This is a genomic window from Metabacillus sp. FJAT-52054 (assembly GCF_037201815.1).
GTDB lineage: Bacteria > Bacillota > Bacilli > Bacillales > Bacillaceae > Metabacillus_B > Metabacillus_B sediminis.
Window position 1 is genome coordinate 2,006,372 of record NZ_CP147407.1, and the last position, 25,826, is coordinate 2,032,197.

34 protein-coding genes are annotated in these 25,826 nt (G+C 42.6%); 24 read left to right on the forward strand and 10 right to left on the reverse strand.

The features are described 5' to 3' along the window. Nucleotides 1-329 precede the first annotated feature (329 nt). The gene (locus tag WCV65_RS10495) at nucleotides 330-533 is read left to right on the forward strand and encodes a hypothetical protein (protein WP_035411638.1); all 204 of its coding nucleotides are present in this window, start codon (nucleotides 330-332) and stop codon (nucleotides 531-533) included. Between the two features lie 58 nt (nucleotides 534-591). Here the strand turns inward: WCV65_RS10495 and WCV65_RS10500 are convergent, their stop codons facing one another. Further along, on the reverse strand, nucleotides 592-756 hold the full coding sequence (locus WCV65_RS10500) for an aspartyl-phosphate phosphatase Spo0E family protein (RefSeq protein ID WP_082883931.1): 165 nt from the start codon (nucleotides 754-756) through the stop codon (nucleotides 592-594). Nucleotides 757-997: 241 nt separating this feature from the next. Between WCV65_RS10500 and WCV65_RS10505 the strand changes: the two genes are divergently transcribed. The 3 genes from WCV65_RS10505 (at nucleotide 998) to WCV65_RS10515 (ending at nucleotide 2,792) form a co-directional block, all read left to right on the forward strand. Beyond that, nucleotides 998-1,702 carry a cytochrome c biogenesis protein CcdA gene (locus tag WCV65_RS10505; RefSeq protein ID WP_035412074.1) on the forward strand — a complete coding sequence of 235 codons (705 nt, stop codon included), beginning with the start codon at nucleotides 998-1,000 and terminating at the stop codon, nucleotides 1,700-1,702. Between the two features lie 102 nt (nucleotides 1,703-1,804). After that, nucleotides 1,805-2,164, forward strand: coding sequence for a response regulator (locus WCV65_RS10510; protein WP_035411632.1), 360 nt, complete (start codon nucleotides 1,805-1,807; stop codon nucleotides 2,162-2,164). A gap of 142 nt (nucleotides 2,165-2,306) precedes the next feature. Then, nucleotides 2,307-2,792 (forward strand): cytochrome c biogenesis protein CcdC, encoded by a 486-nt coding sequence (locus WCV65_RS10515; RefSeq protein ID WP_035411630.1) that lies wholly within the window; start codon nucleotides 2,307-2,309, stop codon nucleotides 2,790-2,792. Between the two features lie 35 nt (nucleotides 2,793-2,827). Here WCV65_RS10515 and WCV65_RS10520 read toward each other — a convergent pair whose 3' ends face one another. The 5 genes from WCV65_RS10520 to WCV65_RS10540 all read right to left on the reverse strand — a co-directional run bounded on the left by WCV65_RS10520 (nucleotide 2,828) and on the right by WCV65_RS10540 (nucleotide 4,533). After that, a complete protein-coding gene (locus tag WCV65_RS10520; RefSeq protein ID WP_338782052.1) occupies nucleotides 2,828-3,253 on the reverse strand; it encodes a DUF2621 domain-containing protein in 426 nt (141 codons plus the stop codon). 62 nt (nucleotides 3,254-3,315) lie between these two features. Continuing rightward, on the reverse strand, nucleotides 3,316-3,471 hold the full coding sequence (locus WCV65_RS10525; protein WP_082883912.1) for a DUF2639 domain-containing protein: 156 nt from the start codon (nucleotides 3,469-3,471) through the stop codon (nucleotides 3,316-3,318). 46 nt (nucleotides 3,472-3,517) lie between these two features. Further along, complete coding sequence (locus WCV65_RS10530; protein WP_338782251.1) at nucleotides 3,518-3,751, reverse strand: spore germination protein; 234 nt, start codon at nucleotides 3,749-3,751, stop codon at nucleotides 3,518-3,520. A gap of 156 nt (nucleotides 3,752-3,907) precedes the next feature. After that, a complete protein-coding gene (locus WCV65_RS10535; protein ID WP_338782054.1) occupies nucleotides 3,908-4,294 on the reverse strand; it encodes an Hsp20/alpha crystallin family protein in 387 nt (128 codons plus the stop codon). A gap of 92 nt (nucleotides 4,295-4,386) precedes the next feature. Further along, nucleotides 4,387-4,533, reverse strand: coding sequence for a small acid-soluble spore protein P (locus WCV65_RS10540; protein WP_066099099.1), 147 nt, complete (start codon nucleotides 4,531-4,533; stop codon nucleotides 4,387-4,389). A gap of 117 nt (nucleotides 4,534-4,650) precedes the next feature. Between WCV65_RS10540 and WCV65_RS10545 the strand changes: the two genes are divergently transcribed. The 8 genes from WCV65_RS10545 to WCV65_RS10580 all read left to right on the forward strand — a co-directional run bounded on the left by WCV65_RS10545 (nucleotide 4,651) and on the right by WCV65_RS10580 (nucleotide 10,119). Next, entirely contained in the window at nucleotides 4,651-4,917 is a 267-nt protein-coding gene (locus WCV65_RS10545; RefSeq protein ID WP_035411621.1) for a hypothetical protein, read from the forward strand. A 305-nt stretch (nucleotides 4,918-5,222) separates the two neighbouring features. Then, complete coding sequence (gene acnA / locus WCV65_RS10550) at nucleotides 5,223-7,949, forward strand: aconitate hydratase AcnA (protein ID WP_035411618.1); 2,727 nt, start codon at nucleotides 5,223-5,225, stop codon at nucleotides 7,947-7,949. A 126-nt stretch (nucleotides 7,950-8,075) separates the two neighbouring features. Further along, complete coding sequence (locus WCV65_RS10555) at nucleotides 8,076-8,585, forward strand: TlpA disulfide reductase family protein (RefSeq protein ID WP_035411614.1); 510 nt, start codon at nucleotides 8,076-8,078, stop codon at nucleotides 8,583-8,585. Nucleotides 8,586-8,653: 68 nt separating this feature from the next. Further along, nucleotides 8,654-8,779, forward strand: a complete 126-nt coding sequence (locus tag WCV65_RS10560) for an FbpB family small basic protein (protein ID WP_066099097.1) — start codon at nucleotides 8,654-8,656, stop codon at nucleotides 8,777-8,779. A 55-nt stretch (nucleotides 8,780-8,834) separates the two neighbouring features. Further along, a complete protein-coding gene (locus tag WCV65_RS10565) occupies nucleotides 8,835-8,978 on the forward strand; it encodes an acid-soluble spore protein N (RefSeq protein ID WP_035411612.1) in 144 nt (47 codons plus the stop codon). 29 nt (nucleotides 8,979-9,007) lie between these two features. After that, a complete protein-coding gene (gene tlp, locus WCV65_RS10570) occupies nucleotides 9,008-9,244 on the forward strand; it encodes a small acid-soluble spore protein Tlp (RefSeq protein WP_035411609.1) in 237 nt (78 codons plus the stop codon). Nucleotides 9,245-9,391: 147 nt separating this feature from the next. Further along, entirely contained in the window at nucleotides 9,392-9,817 is a 426-nt protein-coding gene (locus WCV65_RS10575; protein WP_338782060.1) for a YbgC/FadM family acyl-CoA thioesterase, read from the forward strand. Continuing rightward, entirely contained in the window at nucleotides 9,817-10,119 is a 303-nt protein-coding gene (locus tag WCV65_RS10580; RefSeq protein WP_035411605.1) for a hypothetical protein, read from the forward strand. The genes WCV65_RS10575 and WCV65_RS10580 overlap by 1 nt, the downstream gene beginning before the upstream one ends. Nucleotides 10,120-10,129: 10 nt before the next feature. Here the strand turns inward: WCV65_RS10580 and WCV65_RS10585 are convergent, their stop codons facing one another. Beyond that, entirely contained in the window at nucleotides 10,130-10,429 is a 300-nt protein-coding gene (locus tag WCV65_RS10585) for a HesB/YadR/YfhF family protein (RefSeq protein ID WP_338782061.1), read from the reverse strand. 341 nt (nucleotides 10,430-10,770) lie between these two features. Between WCV65_RS10585 and WCV65_RS10590 the strand changes: the two genes are divergently transcribed. The 7 genes from WCV65_RS10590 (at nucleotide 10,771) to WCV65_RS10620 (ending at nucleotide 16,049) form a co-directional block, all read left to right on the forward strand. Further along, on the forward strand, nucleotides 10,771-11,571 hold the full coding sequence (locus tag WCV65_RS10590; RefSeq protein WP_338782062.1) for a DUF4397 domain-containing protein: 801 nt from the start codon (nucleotides 10,771-10,773) through the stop codon (nucleotides 11,569-11,571). Then, complete coding sequence (locus WCV65_RS10595; RefSeq protein ID WP_035411595.1) at nucleotides 11,546-12,163, forward strand: class F sortase; 618 nt, start codon at nucleotides 11,546-11,548, stop codon at nucleotides 12,161-12,163. Before WCV65_RS10590 ends, WCV65_RS10595 begins: the two co-directional genes overlap by 26 nt. A 396-nt stretch (nucleotides 12,164-12,559) precedes the next feature. After that, nucleotides 12,560-12,910, forward strand: a complete 351-nt coding sequence (locus tag WCV65_RS10600) for a flagellar basal body rod protein (protein WP_338782064.1) — start codon at nucleotides 12,560-12,562, stop codon at nucleotides 12,908-12,910. An 18-nt stretch (nucleotides 12,911-12,928) separates the two neighbouring features. Beyond that, entirely contained in the window at nucleotides 12,929-13,576 is a 648-nt protein-coding gene (locus tag WCV65_RS10605) for a PspA/IM30 family protein (protein WP_035411592.1), read from the forward strand. Nucleotides 13,577-13,702: 126 nt separating this feature from the next. Continuing rightward, a complete protein-coding gene (gene liaF / locus WCV65_RS10610; RefSeq protein WP_338782066.1) occupies nucleotides 13,703-14,374 on the forward strand; it encodes a cell wall-active antibiotics response protein LiaF in 672 nt (223 codons plus the stop codon). After that, nucleotides 14,371-15,420: a sensor histidine kinase gene (locus tag WCV65_RS10615; protein ID WP_338782068.1), complete on the forward strand. Its 1,050-nt coding sequence runs from the start codon at nucleotides 14,371-14,373 to the stop codon at nucleotides 15,418-15,420. The genes liaF and WCV65_RS10615 overlap by 4 nt, the downstream gene beginning before the upstream one ends. Beyond that, a complete protein-coding gene (locus WCV65_RS10620) occupies nucleotides 15,417-16,049 on the forward strand; it encodes a response regulator transcription factor (RefSeq protein ID WP_338782070.1) in 633 nt (210 codons plus the stop codon). Before WCV65_RS10615 ends, WCV65_RS10620 begins: the two co-directional genes overlap by 4 nt. A 20-nt stretch (nucleotides 16,050-16,069) precedes the next feature. On the opposite strand, the gene WCV65_RS10625 is transcribed toward WCV65_RS10620, so the two are convergent. After that, on the reverse strand, nucleotides 16,070-17,191 hold the full coding sequence (locus WCV65_RS10625) for a CapA family protein (protein WP_338782072.1): 1,122 nt from the start codon (nucleotides 17,189-17,191) through the stop codon (nucleotides 16,070-16,072). A gap of 115 nt (nucleotides 17,192-17,306) precedes the next feature. Then, nucleotides 17,307-17,900 carry a glycerol-3-phosphate 1-O-acyltransferase PlsY gene (gene plsY, locus WCV65_RS10630; RefSeq protein WP_035411579.1) on the reverse strand — a complete coding sequence of 198 codons (594 nt, stop codon included), beginning with the start codon at nucleotides 17,898-17,900 and terminating at the stop codon, nucleotides 17,307-17,309. Nucleotides 17,901-18,055: 155 nt separating this feature from the next. Between plsY and WCV65_RS10635 the strand changes: the two genes are divergently transcribed. The 4 genes from WCV65_RS10635 (at nucleotide 18,056) to WCV65_RS10650 (ending at nucleotide 23,709) form a co-directional block, all read left to right on the forward strand. Beyond that, on the forward strand, nucleotides 18,056-18,463 hold the full coding sequence (locus tag WCV65_RS10635; RefSeq protein WP_066099109.1) for a CoA-binding protein: 408 nt from the start codon (nucleotides 18,056-18,058) through the stop codon (nucleotides 18,461-18,463). 368 nt (nucleotides 18,464-18,831) lie between these two features. Beyond that, entirely contained in the window at nucleotides 18,832-20,796 is a 1,965-nt protein-coding gene (gene parE, locus WCV65_RS10640; protein ID WP_035411570.1) for a DNA topoisomerase IV subunit B, read from the forward strand. A 3-nt stretch (nucleotides 20,797-20,799) separates the two neighbouring features. After that, nucleotides 20,800-23,232 (forward strand): DNA topoisomerase IV subunit A, encoded by a 2,433-nt coding sequence (gene parC / locus WCV65_RS10645; RefSeq protein WP_035411568.1) that lies wholly within the window; start codon nucleotides 20,800-20,802, stop codon nucleotides 23,230-23,232. A 105-nt stretch (nucleotides 23,233-23,337) separates the two neighbouring features. Next, on the forward strand, nucleotides 23,338-23,709 hold the full coding sequence (locus WCV65_RS10650; protein WP_051860816.1) for a DUF1499 domain-containing protein: 372 nt from the start codon (nucleotides 23,338-23,340) through the stop codon (nucleotides 23,707-23,709). Between the two features lie 170 nt (nucleotides 23,710-23,879). On the opposite strand, the gene WCV65_RS10655 is transcribed toward WCV65_RS10650, so the two are convergent. Continuing rightward, entirely contained in the window at nucleotides 23,880-24,206 is a 327-nt protein-coding gene (locus WCV65_RS10655) for a hypothetical protein (RefSeq protein ID WP_338782075.1), read from the reverse strand. A gap of 148 nt (nucleotides 24,207-24,354) precedes the next feature. Between WCV65_RS10655 and WCV65_RS10660 the strand changes: the two genes are divergently transcribed. Then, nucleotides 24,355-25,770, forward strand: a complete 1,416-nt coding sequence (locus tag WCV65_RS10660) for an alanine/glycine:cation symporter family protein (protein WP_338782077.1) — start codon at nucleotides 24,355-24,357, stop codon at nucleotides 25,768-25,770. Nucleotides 25,771-25,826: the final 56 nt, after the last annotated feature.

Sequence of the window (25,826 nt, forward strand, 5' to 3'; positions counted from 1 at the left end):
AACGATAGTCACTCCTGGCATTTTGCAGATTTGTCATGCAGAGTGAGCCATTCATCTGAAATTTGACTAATGTATGCTTGATCTTTCATCAATCAAACACCGAACCGCTTCTATGCTGGCCATCAAACCAGTAGAAGGCGGTTTTTTATATTGGCCAGATATCAGAGCAGAGGTGGACAGCCAACAGATTTTAGAAGTGATTTGCTTGTGTGAGTAGTGATATCGGCAACATTTTTTCGGAAAGCGTCCACCTTCAAAATGCAGAATTGAAAACTTAAAGGTCCTTCCGTTTAGTTGGCGAATAGTAGATGAAGGAGGAGGTTTTTAATATGCCGCAGGTAAGGATTGAAATGATTATCGATGAAAATGACGCATTCCATGATAAGGTTGATCTAGAAATCGCTCAGCTTATGATGCTATCGGATTTCATTACAGTCAATAGCAACACAGTCCGGGTATACGCAAAGGAAGTTACCAGCGCAGGAATTGTAAAGTTTTATGGGATCAGAAAAAAACCGGAAGATATTAGGTAGGGGAAAATCTGCTTTAAAAAAGGGAATGACCGCCCTGTTGCGCCACTCCCTTTCCCTGTTAATGCATATAACGCTGATTGTTTTGAGGAAGGATAATCTGCTGATACTCATACAGCATTTTATCAAGTTCCTGGCTGTATTGAATGGTGACCGTTGAACTCATTCCGTTTTTACAGACGATTTCATTCAGTTCTTCTCGTTTGCGTTCGATTTCTTTAAGCATATCCTTCTTTGTCACTGCGATGTATCCTTTCTATGTAAACTGCTGCATTTTGTTTGGAAAAAAGTTATAGGTTTTGATGGAATTGTCATCATTGATTATAAGCTTTTTAATAGCATCCTAAAACCTAGTCGAATTAAGTGTAAGAAAATTGACATATGAATGACATAAAATGAAATATTTATTCGTATTCATTCCGGATGTGGTACATTTAAAAAAAGGTATTGAAGAGAGAAGGATGAGGATGGCAGATGTAAATGCGATGCTTTCATTTGGAGCGGGGTTCCTTTCTTTTGTTTCACCTTGCTGCCTGCCGGTTTATCCGGCGTTTTTATCATACATAACGGGAGTTTCTGTTCAGGATTTGAAATCGGAGCAGGGAATGCACCGAACACAGAGCATGCTTCATACAGGCTTTTTCTTGCTGGGTTTTTCCATTATCTTTGTGGCACTTGGGTTCAGTACGTCCATGATTGGGAGTTTTTTTATTAACTATCAGGATTTACTTCGGCAGCTGGGAGCGATATTGATTGTCTTTATGGGGTTTGTCACGCTTGGAGTTTTATCTCCAAAATTCCTTATGAAAGAGCGGAGACTGCAGTTCAAGCATCGGCCTGCAGGGTATGCGGGGTCAATTTTGATTGGGCTTGGATTTGCTGCTGGATGGTCTCCATGTGTCGGTCCGATTTTGACAGCGGTGATGACCTTAGCCGGTTCACAGCCGGAATCAGCGCTTCTGTATATGATTAGCTATACGCTTGGTTTTTCTGTCCCTTTTTTTGTTTTAGCTTTTTTTATCGGAAAGATGCATTGGATTTCAAAGCATACTGCCGTATTTATGAAAGCAGGGGGCGGGATTATGGTTGCAATGGGATTGCTCCTATTCTTCGATGGTATGGCGGCTATTATCAACTATTTTACAAAATTGACAGGTTTTACAGGATTTTAGACCTATAAATATTTTAAAAATAAGTCAAATTTACTACTTTTTCCTCTTCTTTCTGTTATAATAGATTACAGATGAAGGCGAAGCATTTTAGGGAGGGGTAACATGGCGAGGATTCTGATCGTTGATGATGCCAAATTTATGAGAGTTACATTGACTAATGTACTTGAAGGAGCAAGTCACACCATAGCAGGGGAAGCCGAAAATGGCATTGAAGCGGTCAGTCAATATAAGGCACTGCTCCCGGATCTTGTAACACTTGATATTACAATGCCTGAGAAAAATGGGCTGGATGCATTAAAAGAGATTATGAGTGAGTTTCCGGCCGCAAAAGTAATCATGTGTTCTGCTATGGGCCAGCAGAAAATGGTTGTAGAGGCGATTGAAGCGGGAGCCAAAGATTTTATTATTAAGCCCTTCGACTCCAGCCGGGTTCTTGAAGCGGTAGAGCGGGTACTGGGCTAACCTATACATTGCCATTTAGAATGAATCTAAATGGTTTTTTCATTTCTTGAAATACTAGCATGTCCGGCAAGCCTTTGTCATATGTTAACTTTGAGTAAATTGGTTTATAATAGAAGAATCAAAATATGAGGGATGATGAACCATGGATTTATTAGTCATTTCTACGATAATGGCGGTTGTAATGGGAACGATCGTATTAGTAGTAAGAATGCGCGCTTCAAGGAAGCCTGCATCAGCTAAGAAAATTATCCTTCCGCCATTATTCATGAGTACAGGTGCCTTGATGTTTATTTTTCCGTTTTTCCATGTAACGCTTGCAGAATTTTGGGAGGCCATTCTAGCGGGAATGTTTTTTTCAATATTTCTCATTAAAACGAGCAAGTTTGAAATTCGCGACAATGAAATTTATTTAAAGCGATCGAAGGCATTTGCTTTTATTTTAATTGGTTTGCTGGCACTCCGTGTTGGGTTAAAGTCATTTTTGAGCCTTTCTATTGATGTCGGTGCTCTTAGCGGAATGTTCTGGCTGCTTGCATTTGGAATGATTGTGCCTTGGAGAATTGCCATGTATATGTCTTTTAAAAAAATCCAAAATCAGATCAATCCGCCAAATACACAAGCCACGTAAAAAAGCTGTACCCTGCAGGGTGCAGCTTTAATCATTTAAAACATCGTCTTATACATCTGATAATCGATTTGCTTTTGTTTTAGATGCTTAATCAGAAACTTATGGTCCCTCTTAGGTGTAGCCAGTATATAGCCTCTTATGACGTGATCCTGTGTAATGATTGGTGCTTTTTCTTGTAAGGCAAGCTCGCCGATTTTGCCGGCGATTTTCTCCCTGGCCACATCTCTGAAAAGTTCCGGTACAGGTGAAACTAAATCCTCTAGCAGGTCCTTTTGACTTTGATCCCACAGATGGCGGGATTTTTGAATATAATGATCCTGCCAGTCCAAAATTGATTTTCCGTCCTCTTTCGGCAGGCGTTTTAAAAACTTTCTGAACATAAAATATCCGCCAATCGAGAGCATCGCAATCAGGAAAAATACCCAAAACACGATAAACCATTGAAACCAGCCGTCAAGCATCCTGTTCACCCCAACTGTTTCCATTTATGCTTTTATTATACATGAAAACGAATGGGAAGAGGTCAAGCTTTTTCATTTCCATTAAGCGCAGTAAGCCAGATCTTTCTGATTACATATGTTTTATACGATTCAAGTTTCTTTCGGTCGATTGGATGCTTCGTAATTCCTGCCTTCTTAAGCTCTGAAATGTACCAGCCCTTCGAACCCCTGTATGCCATAATGAAAACCCCATTTCTTTTTCAAAGAGGATATGCTTATGGCGATTCAATTAGAACGGCTTTGCCGCTGAGCGTTTAAACCTGCATTCATTGTGGCAGTAGCGGATAGGGAACCGTTTGAGGACATTTGGGCTGCAGGGGACTGAGAGGAATCATCAGCAGTACCGCTCCCGCTGCCTTCCACCGATTTTGAAGCAGTAATCGGTCCAACGTTTACCGCATTTCCGAAATGAACCACTCCTCCGGATATTTCATTAATGACGAGACTTTTTATATACACACCCAAGTTTTGATCGCTCCTGTTTTTAGCAGTATATGTACAGGCTGAGCGGAATGTATAAGCGCTTGTCTATATGTAACAAACGGGTGCATTTAAGTGCTGCCAAGGGCGCATGCCTCTGAGGATCATTTTTTAAACAAAAAAAATCAGAGATGGCTATCTCTGTTCAGGGATGATGATTAGCTTATTATTTGAGGATGCCGGTAGTTGCTGTTCTTCTTTCAGAATCATGATCTCTAGGATCCCATTGGCGTATAAAGCAGTCATCTTTCTTTTATCCAGGCAGAATGGAAGAAAAACCATTGCTTCTTTTTTAGAGGACAGTGTTTTGATTGTGAGGCTGCTGTTCCCTTTTAAAACAGAAATCTTTTCTAATGGAAGTCCGGTTAAATCAGCTTCGATAATGTACTGGTCGCTTGTTTCATAAACATCGGTGCGGAATGAACCATCAAATCCACTTGAAAAAGGATCATCTAAAAACTGAGCGAGCCATTGATCCAGTCCTTCAAAATCAGAGGCGCCGGACCGTTTTGGATCATTCATTTTAATCATACCCTCCAAAAGATGCCTTTCACTATTTTTATTCAGCAGCAGGTTTTTAGTGAATGAATAAGCCCAAGTGGAGGGTAAGAAAATTACATATCGTGTCCGCTATTATGCTTCTGGCGGGAATGGTTTCTGTTTTTTACTTTTTTAGAGCCGCTAAGCGGTTCAGGCTGTCCCGGCTGATCTCCCTTAGGAGCATTTTTTCTCATATCTTTGCCTGTGTTTTTATTGGTCAAATGAATCTCCTCCTTTCCTGTTAGCTTTTGCTTGGTTCGATGGAGTATACGTGCATACATTTAACGCCAAAGGAAAAGATAGGGGAAGAAAAAAAGCCAGATAAAGGAGTAATGATGATGCCATACCATAAGAATAAACAGCAGGCATTCCAGGCAGCACAGCAGGAGGCCACGGAAACAAAGAGTCATTTCGAAACATTAAATTCAGAGAGCAAGGATTATGGTTCAGAGCTTAACCATTTAAAAGAGGAAATCAATGAGACGAACCAACAAATCCAAAATGCACTGGAGGTTGCTTCTGAGCATCAGCGCAGCCAGCTGGAGACATTTCAAAAGGATATAAACCAGATTGTTCAGGGAATGAATGAAGAGGATGAAAAATAATGATTAAAAAACCACAGCCGCGGCCGTGGTTTTTTTTGGTTCTGTTAACCATGTCTATTGATTTTGTTTCCTAAAGCTTTTAGAAAGCAGAACCATTCGGGAGTCAATCATGAAGCACAAAATTTTATATTGTGCGAAAATAATGAATGATCACATCTATAAGAAATTCTTATAATCTTCAATAACATCATTGATATTTACTTATGTATAAAGTTGTATTAAGATTGAATTGTGAAGTTTGTAACGGTTCATGGTAACCGTTTTCGACACGTAGAGTCGATAACAGCTTTAAGGGGGAGTAACACATGACGGAACAGCAGCAGTTGAATAATCAAGATGTATTTCAAGCACGTAAAACCTTCGACTTAAAAGGCAAGACGTATCATTACTACTCTTTGAAAGCGCTTGAAGAGGCAGGAATCGGGCAGGTTACAAAATTGCCTTATTCCATTAAGGTTCTTCTGGAATCTGTGCTAAGACAGGTAGACGGACATGTTATTAAGAAAGAACACGTTGAAAACCTTGCAAAATGGGGAACAAGCGAACAGCAGGATATCGATGTTCCTTTCAAGCCTTCCCGCGTCATCCTTCAGGATTTTACAGGAGTTCCTGCGGTTGTAGATTTAGCATCCCTTCGTAAAGCAATGGCTGAAATGGGCGGCGACCCTGACAAAATCAATCCTGAAATTACAGTAGATCTTGTTATCGATCACTCTGTTCAAGTTGATAAAGCGGGAACAGAAGATTCACTTCAATTCAATATGGAGCTTGAATTCCAGCGCAACGCAGAACGCTATAAGTTTTTGAGCTGGGCTAAAAAAGCATTTGATAATTACCGCGCTGTACCGCCAGCAACAGGTATCGTCCATCAGGTAAACCTTGAGTATCTGGCAAACGTTGTCCACGCGGCAGAAAAGGATTCAGAAACAGTTGCTTATCCGGATTCCTTAGTCGGTACGGATTCCCATACAACGATGATTAACGGAATCGGTGTACTTGGATGGGGTGTAGGCGGAATTGAGGCAGAAGCAGGAATGCTCGGCCAGCCATCTTACTTCCCTGTGCCTGAAGTAATCGGTGTAAAATTAACCGGCAAATTGCCATCAGGAACAACGGCTACTGATTTAGCGCTAAAAGTAACACAAGTTCTTCGCCAAAAAGGTGTGGTAGGGAAATTCGTAGAATTCTACGGCCCGGGTGTACCGGAACTTCCACTTGCTGACCGTGCAACAATTGCAAACATGGCGCCTGAATACGGTGCAACCTGCGGATTCTTCCCGGTTGACGGAGAAACGCTTAACTATCTTCGTTTGACAGGCCGCGATGAAGATCAAATTGATTTAGTTGAAACTTATTCCAAAGAAAATGATCTTTTCTATACACCAGATAAAGCAGATCCGATTTTCACAGATGTTGTAGAAATCGATCTTGGCGGAATTGAAGCAAATCTTTCCGGTCCAAAGCGTCCGCAGGATTTGATTCCTCTTTCCCAAATGAAAGAAACATTCCATTCCCACCTGTCCGCTCCTTTCGGAAATCAAGGTTTTGGTCTTGAGGCAAAGGATATGGACAAAGAAGTAACCGTTAAACTTGCAAGCGGAGAAGAAACGGTTATGAAAACGGGTGCGATTGCAATTGCTGCTATCACAAGCTGTACGAATACTTCCAATCCGTATGTATTGATTGGTGCAGGCTTAGTGGCGAAAAAAGCCGTCGAAAAAGGCTTGCAGGTGCCTGCTTATGTCAAAACATCTCTTGCACCGGGATCAAAAGTTGTGACGGGCTACCTTGATAATTCCGGCCTAATGCCTTACCTTGAGAAGCTTGGCTTTAACACAGTTGGTTATGGCTGTACGACTTGTATCGGAAATTCCGGTCCTCTGGCAGAGGAGATCGAAACGGCTGTTGCAGATGCTGATCTGTTAATTACATCTGTTCTTTCCGGAAACCGTAACTTTGAAGGACGGATCCATCCATTAGTAAAAGGAAACTACCTGGCATCTCCTCCGCTAGTCGTTGCCTACGCACTTGCAGGAACGGTTAACGTTGACCTGCAAAATGATTCATTAGGTAAAGACAAGGATGGAAACGACGTTTTCTTCAGCGATATCTGGCCAACTTCAGAAGAAATTAAAGAAGTCGTGGCAAAAACTGTTACACCGGAGCTATTCCGTAAAGAATACAACCGCGTATTTGACGATAATGCCCGCTGGAATGAAATTGAAACAACAGATGAAGCACAGTATGTGTGGGATGAAAATTCTACGTATATTCAAGCTCCTACATTCTTTGAGGGAATGTCTCCAGAGCCTGGCACTGTTAAACCGCTGACAGCTCTGAGAGTTGTAGGTAAGTTCGGAGATTCTGTTACAACGGATCATATTTCCCCGGCTGGCTCAATCGGCAAGGATACGCCGGCAGGACGTTATTTACAGGAAAAAGGCGTTTCACCAAGAGACTTTAACTCCTACGGTTCACGCCGAGGCAACCACGAGGTAATGATGCGCGGAACGTTTGCAAACATCCGGATCCGCAATCAAATCGCTCCAGGCACAGAAGGCGGTTATACAACTTACTGGCCGACAGGCGAAGTAACATCCATCTATGAGGCTTGCATGAAATACAAGCAGGATGGAACCGGCCTCATGGTCATCGGAGGCAAGGATTACGGTATGGGAAGCTCCCGTGACTGGGCTGCAAAAGGAACAACGCTTCTTGGAATCAAGACAGTGATCGCGGAAAGCTACGAGCGGATCCACAGAAGCAACCTTGTGCTAATGGGCGTTCTTCCTCTTCAATTTAAAGAAGGAGACAGCGCTGATTCACTTGGCTTAACTGGGAAAGAAGTATTTGAAGTATCAATTGGAGAATCCGTTAAACCTCGCGATCACGTAAAAGTGCGTGCGACAGATGAAGCAGGAAACTCCATTGAATTCGAAGCACTTGTCCGTTTTGACAGTGAAGTTGAAATTGATTACTATCGCCACGGCGGGATTCTTCCAATGGTCCTTCGCGGCAAGCTAAAAGCATAAATTAAACGTAAAAAGGCAGCCAATTGGCTGTCTTTTTCTGTTCCTGCGGATTGTCCTTTTTACGGATTATGAAGTAAAATAAATGCATACATATAAAAGATAAATGGGACGAAGAGGGGAAAAGCCATGATGAAACGCATTGCAGCGCTGTCCATATTAGCGGTTTTAATCCTTTTCGCTGTTTGGCAGGCGCTATGGCCAAAAGAACCGCCAGTAGGACTTGAGAAGGGGAATACAGCTCCTGAATTCACATTGCCTCAGCTTGATGGAGGCAGCGTTCAGCTTTCCGATTATAAAGGAAAAAAAGTCATTCTCAATTTTTGGGCAACCTGGTGCCCGCCATGCAAAAAAGAAATTCCTGAATTGAAGGAAATTTCAGCTGAATACGATAAGGATGTTGTCATCCTGGCCGTTAATTATACCGTTTCTGAAGCCAACGAGAGCTCTGTTAAAAAATTTGTTGAGGATCAAAAGATGCAATTTCCTGTTCTAATGGATCCTGAAGCAGATGTGCTGACACAATATAAAGTATTCAGCTACCCGACCACCTATTTTTTGGATGAGAAAGGGGTCATTCAGAAAGTCCAAAGAAGCATGGTGGATTATAAAACCCTCAAAAATTTTGTCCAGTCTTGAATCCCTCCACGTATAGGCGGCGAGTAAATCGGCTATACTGTCGCTAATACATATGGAGGTGTAAGCTTTTGAGAAAAGTCAAAAAGCTGTCATTCGAGGAACTTGTGATGGAAAACAAAAAAGAACTATTAAAAGATGAAGCATTCCTAGATAAAATTGAAGATAAGCTTGAACAGCGTTTTACAGAAAAATAAATTCATGAAAGTGCCTTCAGCCGGAAAAGATAATAATCGGAAGGAGGCTATTTTTATGACCAATTCCAACAATAAATCAAAACAATTTAATCCCGATCACATTGGCACAAAGTCAAGAGGGTTCGGAGGAAACAAAGGCAAGCAAATGCAGGATAAATCAGGCCAGCATCCCCAGGTTATTCAAACAAAAGGGGAATAATGACAATACAAATGCGGAGGGTGAGAGCAATGGGCTACAAATCAAATCCGGATGACCGTTCAGATAACGTAGAAAAGCTGCAGGATATGGTTCAGAACACCATACAAAATATTGAAAAATCACATGACTCTCTCGCTATGGCGAATGAGAAAGACCGCAGGGAGATTGAAGAAAAGAACAAACGCAGAGAAGATTCGATTGCTGCGATGAGAACCGAAATTCAGGACGAAGCCCAGGCACGTGAAAATGGGTATGAGACAAAGTGAAAAATAAAGAATCGGCAATTGCCGGTTCTTTATTTTTATTAATAAAACAATGTGCTAAATGCACATCAAGCTTCATTTTTTGTTCAAGATTCGCTGTCATGATAGAATAAACAGGCAATCAGTCAGCAGCAGTGAGGAGAGAAAACGATGTTCACATCAAAAACAGAAGTGGAAGTACGCTATTCAGAAACGGATCAAATGGGAATTGTTTATCACGCCAACTACTTAGTCTGGATGGAGATCGGACGCACAAAACTTATAGAAGATTTAGGGTTCTCCTATGCAGACATGGAAGAAGAAGGAATTCTTTCCCCTGTCATTGATATAAATATCGAATATAAGAAGCCTCTAAAATACGGCCAAAAGGCAATCATACATACATGGGTTCAAGAATATAGCGGTGTTAAAGTGGTTTACGGATATGAAATGTTCACTCCCGATGGGGAGCTTGCAATAAAAGCAGCGTCCTCTCATGTATGCGTCAAGAAGGAATCATTCAGGCCTATTAACATTAGAAAATTCTTTCCGGACTGGGATGAAGCCTATAAAAGGGCTCGAAGAAGTGAACGTTAATGGCTTTTGGAATTAAAAGAAGTGAACTGAAAATTTGGAAGGAAGCGGTATTAAGGAAAGAAATCGCCTTTTTGACTCATTTTTGGTATGATGACCGGTTTCCGGCTTCCCATTCCGTGACGAAAGCAGGTTGCAGTGATCTGACCAAACTTGCAGAGTGGGGAAAACAATTTGGCTTACAAGCAGAATGGATTGACCGCCGAAGTGATTACCCTCATTTTGATTTAATGGGCAGAACACAGCTAAACGTGCTAAAACATTACGGTATGGACGAAACCATACAAAAATTTAAGTTGAAATGAAAAGCCGCAGTTAGTCTGCGGCTTTTTCGTAGTCAAAAATAGGTTCCTTCCTTTCAGCATCAAATTCGACCAGCAGATCATTTCCGTCAAAGTACCATAAATCCCGTTCGCTGACGAAAAATTCAATTCCTTCAGCTTTTATGGATGCACCAGCATCTTCTATATCCTCTTTTGCTACTCCAAGACTAAATCCTTTTTGTATGGTGCTTGAACCGCCGTAGCGGACAAAGAACCGAACGGAGTCTCCAGCCTGTAAACGCAGTTCATCTTGGTACCATTTAGCTGCTTCTTTATTCACTTTGATTTTCATGCCAGCACTCCTTTATCTGATATTCATTTATTATAAGCTAATTTTAGCCTGATTGGCTAACCATTCATCGATCAAAGCCTCCGAAAATGATTCATTCATACAAAACAATGTTCTAAATAACCAGTTAAATAAGGATGCAGTGTAAAACATTTTTTAAAAAAACTATGTTCTAAATAATCAATTAATAATAAAAAATCAGTAATAATCGGAATGTGCTGTCAAAGCATGTTATGTTTTGACTAAACGTACAAGTATTGTATAAGATTTGTACATAAATAATAGAGAGGAGGGCCGTTGCAATTAATTTCCGGACTACACCAAAATAAAAGGAGAGATTCTAGTTGAAAAAATTAGCGATGATGGTCATTATCATGGTATTTGCACTAATGGGGACTTCAGTACTGGCAGCGGAATCAAAAAATGCGATGGTTCGGATTGTACATGCTTCGCCTGATGCACCGGCGGTTGATGTAACAGTAGATGGAAACACAGTAGTTGAAGGAGCAAAATTCAAGGATGCAACGGATTTTATGGCTTTGCCTGCCGGAAACCATAAAGTCGAAATTTTCGCAGCAGGAACTGTGGAAGAGGGAAAACCGGTCATCACCTCTGATCTGACTGTTGAAGCAGGAAAAATGTATACAGCTGCAGCTATTAACACACTTGATAATCTTGAACTGAAAATTTTGAATGACGATACAATGGTTACGGATGGCAAATCTAAAATCCGGGTAGGCCATTTTTCTCCTGATGCACCTGCAGTAGATGTTGCTGTTAAAGATGGGGATGTACTTTTCCCGGAAGCAGAATTTAAAGGAGTAACAGATTATATGGAAGTTGATCCAGGAAGCTATGATCTGGAAGTAAGAGCAGCGGGTTCAAAGGATTCCGTTCTTGACCTGGCTGGGACAGAATTGAAGGAGAACATGACGTATACCGTTCTGGCTGTAGGTTTTGCTAAAAAGGATCCGGCACTTGATGCCATCGTCCTGGAAGATCCAATGATGCCTGCCGGAATGCCGAAAACTGGTATGGGGGGAACATCAGAAAATGAGCATTCCGCTGCACCTTGGGCCATTTTTGCAGCAGCCGCGGGTTTAGGAGCTCTTGTTATTTATGGTAAGAAAAAAAGCACTCAGTAACATTGCTCTGATTCTTTTCCTGGCTGGATGCAGCGGAGTTCAGGAAAAAGAAGGAATGCCTCAGCCGGGTAAAACCATACCGATTGAAACTAAATCTTTGAAGGCTTCCTCAAGCTCTCAAGCACCTGTTCGAAAGCCTGAGGAAGGCTTAACGCCCGTAACCCTATCAATTCCTGCACTGGGAATCAATGCAAAGGTTGAGAAAGCCGGCCTTTTAAGCGATGGAACAATGGATGTTCCAAAGGATGATCAGAATGCAGCATGGTATAAGCAAGGGGCACGTCCTGGTGCATCCGGCAATGCCGTCATAGCCGGCCATGTCGATAACAAAACGGGACCAGCCGTATTTTTCAATTTAAAAAAACTGAAAAGCGGAGATGAATTAGCCGTTTTGGATGCAAATGGAGAAAGCCGCACGTTTGTTGTTGAAAAGGTTGAATCATACCCTTATGAACGTGCACCGATTCAATCCATTTTCGGCCGGACGAATGAGCCCAGACTCAATCTGATTACGTGCACCGGAACGTTTGACAAACGCAAAAAAACACACCTTGAACGGCTTGTTGTTTATACAAAACTAAAAAACAGCTGAACAAAGCCTTCTTCCAACTGGAAGAAGGCTTTTCTTCTTAGTACAAAAGGAGATGGCTTAATACAAGTCTTTTATAAACCGTTATTCCTTAACCCGTTGAACTGCAGCGCATAAACGGATTTGCTGAAAAATATGGTAAACGGCAGTCCGGTAAGTCACTTTAAGAAATTTCTACCCTTTTCTACAGTGAAGATTTTCAGGAGCAATTCACCTTTAGAATGTCTAAAAAAACTATGTTCTAAATAATCATAATGATAAAAAAACAACCAGTAATAACAGCAATCAGCCAAGGTCTAACTCGGGCTACGCCTCAAGTCTTACACTAAAATATGGCCAGGGATCATTATAGAAAAACGGCAGGGAAGGTAAGCTAGATACATGAAGGGAGATGAAAAAATGAAAAGAGCGGGATTGATAGCGGCTGCCTTTATAGCAGGTATAATACTGCTTGCCAATACAGGGCATATCATCGGTTTGGCGATTAGCGCCGCTATATTGTACTTTGCATTTAAAGGATTTATGAAAACAGATTCTACGGGTAAGAAAATCATCTGGGCAATAGCCGGTCTCATTGCTTTGAGTGCATCGCTTTCGAATTTTCCGGCGATTATCGGCCTGGCTGCATTGTACGCATTCATCAAGATTGTTAAAAGCTTAAAAGGAAAGCAGCAGGAACGTGAAAACCGTTCAGATGATCCTTTTGTCAACTTTGAACGTCAATGGTCTGAAATCAATAAATCCAAATAAGAAGGGCTGGAAAAAAACATGTCAAATTTGTTCACAAGATTAAAAGAAAGCATTACAGCTGATCTGCATGAAATCCTTGATCAAAAAGAGGAGAAAAATCCAATTGCTATGCTCAATCAATACTTAAGAGAATGCGAGAAAGAAACGGAAAAAGTAAGAGGGCTTGTTGAAAGGCAATATAAGCTGAAAGACGAATTTAAAAGAGAGCTTCAAGAAGCGACCCGTATGGCGGCTAAAAGGAAACACCAGGCGGAAGTCGCTGATCAGGCAGGGGAATCAGAGCTAAAGCAATTTGCTGAAAAAGAATATGAGCAGTATACGGACCGGGAGCAGCGTCTAACTAATTCCTTACGGGAGACATCCGCTCAGCTTGAACAGCTTGAACAAAGATACGAAGAAATGAAACATAAACTTAAGGATATGAATTTACGAAGAATGGAATTAATGGGCAGGGAAAACACAGCAAGGGCTCAGTCGAAAATGAATAAAGTGCTGAAGTCTTCAGAAGAATCAATGGCTTCATCCAGCCGTTTTGAAGAAATGGAACGATATATCGACCGCCTTGAATACCAGGTTCAAACCAACTACTACAGAAGTACAATTGATGCTAAAACGGAGGCACTTGAAAAAGGATTCAACTTACAAAAAACGAATTCTCCATCCTAAATAAACGTGGTATCCTAAAAAGGCGCAGTACTGCGCCTTTTTCACAATAAGGAGGCGATCGCCATTTTTGACAAACTAAAAACCGAAACCATTAACTTATTCCTGCTTATCGGGATCGCCCTTTTAGTGCTGGAGTTCACATTTCATGATGGAGGATCTGTCTTTTTTCTAGTCATCACCATTGGATGCATCTACTTCGGGCGAAAAAAAATGCCCCGTTCAAAAGGGAAATTACTCTTTTGGTTTGGAATTATCTCCTTTACCTTAACTCTCCTGAATACCTTTGCTTTTAAATTTTTAGTTTTGGCGATGCTCGGATATGCCATTTACCAGTATGTACAGAGCCAGAAAAAACCTCAGATGATAGTACCTGAGAGCGCAATCCGGCTTGATAAGGATCCGGTTGAGGGTATTGTCATGGAGAAGCCGCTTCTCAGTAATATTCTTTTTGGAAGGCAGCAGACACCTGAAGACATTTATGAATGGCAGGACGTTAACATTCAAACAGGTATTGGCGACACCGTGATTGATTTATCCAATACGGTGCTTCCAAAAGGGGAGGCCGTCATTTTTATCCGCGGGTTTATTGGAAATGTTCAAATTTATATTCCCTATGAATTAGAAGTTTCTCTGAAACATTCTGTCATGGCAGGAGCGGTAAACGTCCTGGATTACAAAGAGTCCAGAAAGATGAATAAAACGATTTTTCTTGAAACAGAGGCTTATAAGGATGCCAAGGAAAAACTTAAGATTTGCACCTCTTTCCTTGTTGGGGATATCGAGGTGAGACGCAAATGAGCACACTGCTCCGCCATATTTTTTCAGGAGTCATTCTTTCCCTCATTCTGTTTATCGCCTTATTCAGCGTCTGGTTTATGACGTTCCCTCCCGATAATTGGTCCAGTCTGTGGGAAAGAGAAATTGGAGACCTTCCATTTATCTTGTTCGCACTGCTGCTTTGCATGCTGGCTGGTGCCTGCTATGGACTTTTTTCAGGATTCGGCCTGAAAAGACAGCTTCACATGATGAACTTATATTTGCAGGAACTCCAGAGCGGGAAACATCCAAACGCCGAATTTGAGAAGCCTTCATTACCTGAGCTGCAGCAAATATGGGATGGACTGGGCAGGCTGAACAAGCAGCAAACGGAACAAATAAAAATCTTTCAAAAGTCTGCCAATGAAAAAGCTGTTGATCATGAAAAACAGGTACAGGCGATGGTTTCCCTGGAGCGACAAAGATTGGCCCGGGAACTGCATGACTCCGTAAGTCAGCAGCTATTTGCCGCCTCCATGCTGATGTCGGCAATCAATGAGGGGGAAAGCAGCCCGGAATTGACCCGAAAGCAAATGAAGCTGACAGAGCAAATGATCCATCAATCCCAGCTTGAAATGAGGGCGCTGCTCCTGCATCTCCGTCCCGCTGCCTTGAAGGGAAAAACTTTAAAAGAAGGAGTAGAGGAACTTCTTTCAGAGCTCATACATAAAGTTCCAATGACGGTGACATGGAAACTGGAATCTTTCAAACTCCCTAAAGGGGTGGAGGATCATTTATTCAGGATCCTGCAGGAGTCTGTTTCCAATACACTAAGGCATGCGAAAGCGGAACAGTTTGATGTGCTGCTTATCAGAAGGGAGCAGATGGCCATCTTAAGGATAACCGATGACGGGATCGGCTTTGATGTAGAGCAGGCAAAAACCGGCTCCTACGGCTTGCAGAATATTAAAGAAAGGGCAGCAGAGCTCGGGGGACTTGTTAAAATTATCAGTCTGCCGAATAAAGGAACACGGATAGAAGTACGAATTCCGCTGATTGAACAGGAAACGGGAGGAGAGACGTTGTGATACGCGTTTTATTTGCAGATGATCATGAAATGGTCCGAATTGGGGTTTCTTCTTATTTAAACGCTCAGGCGGATATTGAAATTGTAGGGGAGGCAGAGGATGGGCTCCAAGCTCACGAACTTGCCCTTAAACTAAAGCCTGACATCATTTTAATGGATCTTGTTATGAAGGAAATGGACGGGATTGAAGCAACCCGTAAAATTATCGGAGATTGGCCAGAGGCAAAGGTCATTATCGTAACGAGCTTTCTGGACGATGAAAAAGTTTACCCCGCTCTTCAGGCTGGTGCTGCAAGCTACATGCTTAAAACCTCAAAGGCGAGCGAAATTGCGAGAGCCATCCGCGAAACGTATAAGGGGCAGTTCATCCTTGAACCGGAGGTAACCGGAAAAATGATGCAGAGAATGAGGCAGCCCCAAGGCTCGCACCTTCATGATGAGCTGACAGCAAGGGAAATGGAAATTTTGCTTTTAATGGCTCAGGGGAAATCCAATCAGGAAATGGCAGATGAGTTATACATTGCTTTGAAAACAGTAAAGGTCCATGTGAGCAATATTTTAAGTAAGCTGGAGGTCCATGATCGTACCCAAGCGGTCATTTATGCATTCAAAAATGAATTGATTCAATAAAAATGAGCCCTTTGCCAGGCTCATTTGTTTGTTTTAAGAGGCGTGAGCACGTGATTTTCAATGGAATGGTTGAGCTTTGGGTTGACTCTTTTCAATACCTTCACCCGATATTGTTTCTTGTTCTTGCTGGTTACAATGGTGGGAATGAATTCAGGATCCCCTACGAATTTCTTTACAGATGTACCTGTAGATTCTTTTGTAAATGGAATTTGGACAATACCGCCGATATCTTTATATTCTCCTTGCTGACCGGACAGAAAGTTCCCTAAGGAGTAAACAACGAGCGTTCGATGCCCGTTCTCGTTCTCAATCCATTCCATCGGCTGCAGGACATGAGGATGGTGTCCAATAACGACATCTGCACCTGCGTCAGCCAGGATCGCCGCAATCCGCTTTTGCTCCTCATTCGGAAACCGCTGATATTCCACTCCCCAATGTACGCTGATAATGGCAAAATCAGATAAAGATTTTATTTCTTTCGTCTCCCTCTTCATTTTTTCAACATCTATCAAATTAACAAGGAAGCGCTTTCCTGAAGGAACTGGAATTCCATTTGTACCATATGTATAGCCTGCAAATCCAAATTTAATTCCATTTTTATTAATGACTCTCGGAGTAAGGGAATCTCTTGAATTTTTATAGGCTCCAATGTAAGGGAGCCCCTTTTTCTCATAGTATGCAATCGCATTATAGATGCCTGCAGGACCTTTATCGAGTGCATGATTGTTCGCCATATTCACGATATCGATTCCCGCATTTATTAGAGCGTCTCCAGCTTCATAGGGCGAATTGAACGAAGGGTAGGAGGACAAACCGAGTGAAGCACCTCCAAGGATGGATTCCTGATTAATATATGCGAGATCTGTATTTTCAAAGAAGGGACGAATCTCTTCAAGCATCGGGTTAAAATTGTATTTATTTTTACCAGTTAGGGCGTCTGTATAGACTTGGCTGTGAAGAAGAAAATCACCTGCAGCAGAAAGGGTGGCTTCTGCTTTATAAGGCTTATAGGGAATAGATAAATGATTGGAGGGCTGTTTCGTAATTTGGCGCGGCTTCTCACTTTTTCGGTTCCATAACAAGAACGCAGATACCGTCATGCAAACAAGTATAAACAAGCAGGTTATTAGTATTTTTTTCATGGCCGTTATTCCTTATCTTTGTTAGATTTCTGAATATTTCTAGTTTAATCATATCGGAACATCTATGGAAATAAAAGAGCAGAAAAAAGCTGTCCCATTGAAGGACAGCTTAAGGCTACACTGCTTTTTTTCCGAAACGGACTTTAGGCTCTGTGCCATTTCGGATTCGGCTAATGTTTGCCCGATGTCTATAGATGACGAAAAAGGTCATGACACACGTGATCGCAATTAGCCATACATCTCCTAAAACAATAGAAAAGACAACAGCATACAGTCCTGAAAGCATGGAGGACAGGGATACATACTTTGTCAGCAGCAGAAGAATAAAGAAAAAGGCGAGCATCGTGATAAAGAGAACGGGTGCGTAGAACAGGAGGACCCCGCCTGAAGTCGCTACCGCTTTTCCGCCTTTGAATTTCGCGAATACCGGAAACATATGTCCTATGACAGCGAAAATTCCGGCAAGCAGCGGGTGAAATTCACTCCCGAACCATAGAGGAACGGAAGCGGCGGCTGTTCCTTTTAAAATATCTGAGAGGGTCACAATCAAGCCCGCTTTTACACCAAGCGTCCTGAACGTATTGGTTCCGCCGAGGTTCCCGCTCCCATGCTCCCGGATATCTATCCCGTATCCGGCTTTTCCAACAATGAGACCAGAAGGAATGGAACCAAGCAAATAAGCAATAATGATAATAAGCGCAATAATCATGAACTTCCGGACTCCTTTAATTCTTACTGTAATTATTTATAGTTTATCATGACAAGCGCTATTCAACTAGCATCCAGTGAAAATCTCTTTCACCTTACGTTTGCTTAAAGTCTTGAATCTTCTATACAATATAAGAAAAGGAGTGAGCATACATGATTGAAAATCCTTCAAGAGACGAGATTCGCAAAATATTACAATCAAGCAAACGAATTGCAGTTGTAGGGCTTTCCTCAGACCCCAACCGAACCTCCTATATGGTCAGCAAAGCAATGCAAGCAGCCGGCTATGAAATTATTCCGGTTAACCCCACAATTGATGAAGCTCTTGGCGTAAAAGCGGTACCTGATCTGAAAAGCATTGAAGGACCGGTAGATATCGTGAACGTATTCCGAAGATCTGAATTTCTGCCTGGGGTTGCAGAGGAATTTTTGCAGATTGATGCAAAGGTCTTCTGGGCCCAGCTTGGTGTTGCTCATGAAGAGACATACCATAAGCTGAAGGAAAAAGGCTGCACGGTCATCATGGACCGCTGCATTAAAGTCGAACATGCTCTGACGAAATAACGAAGTCCCGCTTCTCCAATGGAGCGGCCTTCTTTCTCATTACTCACATTTTTTCCCTTTTCCTGCATTCAGCATGAAAAACTGCAGCAATTTCCCTCATAAAACAGATCCATTTTCATCGCTTTTTCAAGAAAATTCACTGCTCCTGACAAATTTAGGTTTGCGAAATACAGCGGAAAAGATAAAATAGTGCTTGGACACATTCCTTTCATGTAAATTTTTCTAATTAATAAAGGGATGAAATAAAGCGTTGATCCATGCTCAGGAGGGCATACCTTGTCTAAAGAGCGGATCATGCGATACAATATAGAAACACACGTTCTCGTGAAGAGAGAAAGATAGCGGATGGTTGAAAGGAGTTCAAGTCTTTGGTTAAGCAGCAATTTGACTACAACGATGATGCTATACAAGTGCTGGAAGGGCTGGATGCAGTCAGAAAACGGCCGGGAATGTATATTGGAAGCACCGACAGCAGAGGGCTTCATCATCTTGTTTATGAAATCGTAGATAACTCAGTGGATGAGGCCCTTGCAGGCTATGGAGATGAAATCACTGTCATCATCCACAAGGATAATAGCATTTCCGTTAAAGATAAAGGACGGGGAATGCCTACCGGTATGCACAAAATGGGAAAACCCACCCCGGAGGTCATTTTAACCGTTCTTCATGCCGGCGGTAAGTTTGGCCAGGGAGGCTATAAAACGAGCGGCGGACTTCACGGTGTAGGGGCATCCGTTGTGAACGCTCTGTCTGAATGGCTGACTGTCACCATTTGCCGGGACGGTTTTATTTATGAGCAGCGTTTTGAAAACGGCGGCAAGCCTGTCACGACCCTGGAGAAAAAGGGGAAAACGAATAAAACCGGTACGACAATCCACTTTAAGCCGGACCCGATCATATTCAGTGCAACGGTCTATAATTTTGAAACTCTAAGCGAACGCTTAAGAGAATCTGCTTTTTTGCTGAAAGGGTTTAAAATTCAGCTGAAAGATGAGCGGGATCAGCTGGAGGAAACGTATTTTTACGAAACCGGAATTGAAGCCTTTGTTGAATACCTGAATGAAGAGAAAGACTCTCTCAATCCGGTGGTGTCCTTCGAGGGCACTCAAAACGGGATTGAAGCGGAGTTTGCATTCCAGTTTAACGATGGATATTCCGAAAATATTCTCTCATTTGTCAACAATGTCCGCACAAAAGACGGCGGCACACACGAAGCAGGAGCCAAGACTGCCATGACCCGGGCATTCAATGAATATGCCAGAAAAGCAGGACTCTTAAAAGAGAAGGATAAGAACCTGGAAGGGTCTGACATTCGCGAGGGATTATCCGCAATTGTTTCTGTCAGAATTCCGGAAGAGCTTTTGCAATTTGAAGGACAAACGAAGGGCAAGCTTGGTACGAGCGAAGCAAGATCAGCTGTTGATGCCATTGTTTCTGAGCATCTGGCCTACTTCTTTGAGGAAAATCCGGAAACGAGCACCCTGCTCGTCCGTAAATCCATTAAAGCGTACCAGGCAAGGGAAGCAGCCCGTAAAGCCCGGGAAGAGGCAAGAAGCGGAAAGAAAAGAAAGCGTTCTGAAACGAATTTAAGCGGAAAATTGACACCAGCACAGTCCCGAAATCCGCAGAGGAATGAGCTTTACCTCGTGGAGGGAGATTCAGCCGGCGGCTCTGCGAAGCAGGGACGGGACCGGAAGTTCCAGGCTGTCCTTCCTTTAAGAGGAAAAGTCATCAATACGGAAAAGGCAAAGCTTCAGGATATATTTAAGAACGAAGAAATCAATACCATTATTCATGCCATAGGAGGCGGCGTCGGTGCCGAATTTATGGTTGAAGACATTAATTACGATAAAGTGGTCATTATGACGGATGCCGATACAGACGGAGCGCATATTCAAGTGCTTCTTCTCACCTTTTTCTACCGGTATATGAAGCCGCTTATAGAAGCCGGGAAGGTTTTTATCGCTCTTCCTCCGCTTTACAAGGTGAGCAAAGGCACCGGCAGAAAAGAAATAGCAGAATACGCCTGGTCAGATGAAGAGCTTAAAGTGGTTCAAAAAAAAGTCGGCCGCGGAACCATCATCCAGCGTTATAAAGGTCTTGGCGAAATGAACGCTGACCAGCTGTGGGAAACGACGATGAACCCTGAAACAAGGACCCTCATCAGGGTGAGAATTGATGATGCAGCAAGAGCCGAGCGCCGTGTTACAACGTTAATGGGTGACAAGGTGGAGCCGCGGAGAAAATGGATTGAGCGCAATGTTGCGTTTGGCCTGGAAGATGAAAGCAACATTTTGGAAAATGAAAATTTGTCGGTCGCAGAGGAGGATTAATCTATGGCACAAACAGAAAAATTTCATGACTTGCCATTAGAAGAAGTATTAGGCGACCGTTTCGGACGTTACAGCAAATACATTATTCAGGATCGTGCCCTGCCGGATGCCCGAGATGGTTTAAAGCCGGTGCAAAGAAGGATTCTTTATGCGATGTATGCAGAAGGAAACACCCAGGAAAAAGGCTTTAGAAAATCGGCTAAAACGGTCGGTAATGTTATCGGGAACTACCATCCGCATGGAGACTCCTCCGTATATGAGGCCATGGTGAGGATGAGCCAGGACTGGAAAGTGCGGAACCTGTTAGTGGAAATGCACGGAAACAACGGAAGTGTGGACGGTGACCCGCCTGCAGCGATGCGTTATACAGAAGCCCGTCTTTCTGCTATCGCTTCTGAGCTCTTAAGAGATATTGATAAAGAAACAGTAGAATTTATTCCGAACTTTGATGATACAAGCGCAGAACCCGTCGTTCTTCCTGCGAAATATCCGAACCTTCTTGTTAACGGTTCAACTGGGATCTCAGCTGGCTATGCGACAGAAATACCTCCTCATCACCTAGGGGAAGTCATTGATGCTGTCATTAAACGCATTGATCATCCAGAGTGCACCGTTGACGATCTGATGGAAGTCATTAAAGGACCGGATTTTCCTACAGGCGGGATCATCCAGGGGATTGAGGGTATTAAAAAAGCCTATGAAACAGGAAAAGGCAAAATCATCATCCGCAGTAAAGCAGAAATAGAGAACCTTAAGGGCGGCCGTCAGCAAATTGTCATCACTGAGATTCCTTACGAGGTTAACAAAGCGAATCTCGTTAAGAAAATGGATGAATTCCGGATTGAACGGAAAGTGGAAGGCATCTCCGAGGTTCGCGATGAAACCGACCGTACCGGACTGCGTGTTGTTGTTGAACTAAAAAAAGACGCCAATGCTGCCGGCGTCCTGAATTATCTTTACAAAAACAGCGATCTGCAAATTCCTTATAATTTTAATATGGTCGCCATCGCGGGAAGAAGACCGACACTGATGACGCTTCCCTCCATCCTGGATGCCTACATCGCCCATCAGAAGGAAGTCATTACGAACCGGTCTGTTTATGAGCTGAGGAAAGCAAAAGAGCGCCACCACATCGTGGATGGCCTTATAAAGGCTCTTTCCATCCTGGATCAGGTCATTTCGGTTATTCGTGCATCAACAGATAAAAAGAATGCAAAAGAAAACCTGATTGCTTCCTTCGGCTTTACCGAGCCTCAGGCAGAAGCCATTGTAACCTTGCAGCTATACCGTCTGACCAATACCGACATTACCGCTCTTCGGGAAGAAGCGAGTGAGCTTGACCGCAAAATCCTTGAGCTTGAAGGAATTCTGAACAATGAAAAAACGCTATTTCAAGTAATCAAGACCGATTTGAAAAAACTAAAGAAAACCTATCACGATGATCGCAGATCGATTATTGAAGCAGAAATTGAAGAGATTAAAATCAATCTTGAAGTAATGGTTGCGTCTGAAGATGTGATCGTCACCGTGACAAAGGATGGCTATATCAAACGGACGAGCCAGCGTTCCTTCTCCGCATCAAGAAGCCAGGAATTCGGAATGAAGGAAAAAGACAGGCTGATCTCCCAGCTTGAGATGAATACAAAGGATGTTCTGCTTCTCTTTACAAACAAAGGCAGCTACCTGTATTGTCCGGTTCATTCTCTTCCTGATATCCGCTGGAAGGACATGGGGCAGCATATTGCCAATATCATTCCAATTGACCGGAACGAATGCATATTGAAAGCGATACCGGTTAAAGAATTCACGGAACATCAATATTTGCTGTTCATCACGAAGAACGGCATGGTGAAAAGAACAGAGCTTACGGCTTATAAGGCGCAGCGATATTCAAAACCGCTCGTCGCCCTTAACTTAAAAGAAGATGATGAGCTGATTGATCTGCACTTAACCGATGGCCAATCCGAGATATTCCTCACCACACACGTGGGATACGGTCTGTGGTTTGGCGAAGAGGAAGTTAGTTTAGTAGGTGCGAGGGCAGCGGGAGTGAAAGGAATCAGCCTGAAGCCGGACGATTATGTAATCAGCGGTCAGATTTTTGAGAAGAATACAGCTCCATCCATTCTTGTTGTGACCCAGAGAGGCGCTGTAAAACGAATGGACCTGACTGCAGAATTTGAGCGGTCGTCACGGGCTAAGCGCGGCCTGATTATGCTGAGAGAGCTTAAGAAGAATCCTCATCGCCTGATGGGATCCTTCCTGACGAATAAAGATGTGATGATTTACCTGAAAACCGCAAAAGGACTTGTTGAGTCTGTGCGATCCAGCTCTTACCGCAACAATGACCGCTACAGCAACGGTTCGTTCGCTGTGGATGAGCACGAAGCCGGCACCGTTACAGAAATTTGGACGAACGGCTGGATAACAGAATAGATACCGAATGCCTGAGAGACTGAATCTCAGGCTTTTCTTTTGGCTGAAGTTTCCTTCCTCTGCCGCAAGGGAATAAATGGAGAAGAACGATAGGGAGGGAACGATATGAATCGAATTCATGCGTGTAAGAAAAACTCAAAAAACTGCGTTTCTACTTTTAATCAGGAAAAGCCCCTGCACATCCATCCAGCTTCATACTCCTCTACAGAAGGAGAAGCTATGTCAATTATGAAGGAGCTATTGCTATCCATGGACAGGGTGTCGATTGAAGAAGAGGATACGGTTTACATCCGCTGTATTTTCCAAACGAAATGGCTAAGGTTTAAGGACGATGTAGAAATTTGGTTTGATGCCGAAAACAAAAAGGTTCACATCAAATCCTCATCGAGAATGGGGTATTCAGACTTCGGTGTGAATCGGAAGAGAGCGGAGCGGATTTTACAGAGCTTTAAGGAAAAAGAAAAGCAGCACGTTTAACGTGCCGCTCTCTCTGTAATGAATTATTTGTCTGTAAATAGATTCATAAACGCGTGAATGATTTCGTTTCCTTGATAAAACAGCAGAGTAGCAGCTGTTAAAGAAAATCCGGAAACCATGATTGCTCTTAACCAGAACATTCGGTTTGCCCCCTTTACATAGATTTTTGCCTATGCATGAATGCGCGCGAATGTTCGAAAATAAGAAGACTGATAGAAGACAGCCATGAGAAAATACTGGAGCTGACTTTTCCTTTTTATTGTAAGGATCATTAGACTGGTCAGGAAAACAACTTGAGCAGCTAATAAGGAATAAGAATGAACCGGATACGGAATAACCTTATCATGATCTGCCGCATGCAGGTCTGGCTCACTAATCTGAATGGATCCTTCTTCAATCATTTTATGTGAAGCTCCGTCACTATGTTGAAAGTGAACATTTGTCATGAGGAGTGCCGATAGGGTAAACATGAAAAGAATAACCGTATAACGAAACATGGCGTCCCATCACCTCCTAATATGGGTATTCTAGCATGATACAAGAGGGTTGGAAAGAAAAAAAATCTGGACAATGCTTATTCATTTGATATAATAAATCAGGTCATGTTAGGTTTTCTGACATGAAAATACATATTGGAGGCTTTATATGGAATTTATCAACGGATTATTTTATGGGTATCTTGATTTACTTTGGAGTAAATTATTAATTTATATGCTCATCATATTAGGAATATTTTTTACCATTCGTACAAAGTTTGTTCAATTTCGCCATTTTGGAGAAATGATTAAACTGCTTGGTGATAAAAACATGACTTCAGGCGAAGGAGGCAAAGGAGTTTCTTCTTTGCAGGCATTCTTTATAAGTGCCGCTTCACGGGTAGGAACAGGGAACATTGCCGGTGTAGCTATTGCCATCGCATTAGGCGGTCCTGGAGCGGTTTTCTGGATGTGGCTTATAGCGCTAATTGGAATGGCAACTGCATTCGTTGAAAGCACGCTTGCTCAGGTTTATAAAGTGAAAGACGGGGATCAGTACCGCGGCGGTCCAGCCTACTACATGGAGAGGGCCCTTGGGCAGAGATGGATGGGCATTCTGTTTGCCATTTTGATCACACTATGTTTCGGACTTATCTTTAATGCCGTCCAAGCGAACACAATCTCTCTTGCATTCGAATCCGCATTTAATGTAAACAAATCGGTCATGGCCGGTGTTTTGGTTATCATCACAGCGTTTATCATTTTTGGGGGACTAAAGCGAATTGTGGCTGCTACTCAGCTGATCGTACCGGTTATGGCAGGACTGTATATTTTAGTCGCACTGTTCGTCGTAATCATAAACATTACACAGGTGCCTGCAGTCATCGGGCATATTTTCTCTTCTGCATTCGGCTTAGACTCTGCAGCAGGCGGAGCTATTGGTGCAGCAATGATGCAAGGAATTAAACGCGGATTGTTTTCCAACGAAGCGGGGATGGGGAGCGCACCTAATGCGGCCGCCACCGCACATGTATCTCATCCGGCAAAACAGGGCTTTATTCAATCCCTTGGTGTATTTTTTGATACGATAATGGTTTGCAGCGCAACAGCATTCATGATTCTTCTTTATGATTTGACACCAAATGCAGACTTGGAAGGCATTCAGCTTACACAAGCAGCATTGAGCCATCATATTGGAGGATGGGCGCAGATTTTCGTTGCAGTCAGTATTTTCTTATTTGCTTACAGCTCAATCATTGGGAATTATTATTACGGTGAAACGAATATTGAATTCATGAATACAAACAAGAACTGGCTTTTGGTTTACAGAATAGCTGTTCTTATTATGGTCGTTTTTGGATCCGTTTCAGGCTTCAAGTTTGTTTGGGATCTTGCTGATGTATTTATGGGCACGATGGCAATCGTTAACCTGGTAGCCATTACTCTGCTCGCTGGAATTGCGGTAAAGGTGATGAATCATTATCTGAAACAGCGCAGAGAAGGAATCGAACCGGTATTTACAGAAAAGTCAGTGCCGGGCTTGAAAAACATTGAAGCATGGAATGAAAATCGACTGGATAAGTAAAGACTGAAGAGCGCTGTTATGATAAAACAGCGCTCTTTTAGTTTATCTTTCGCAAA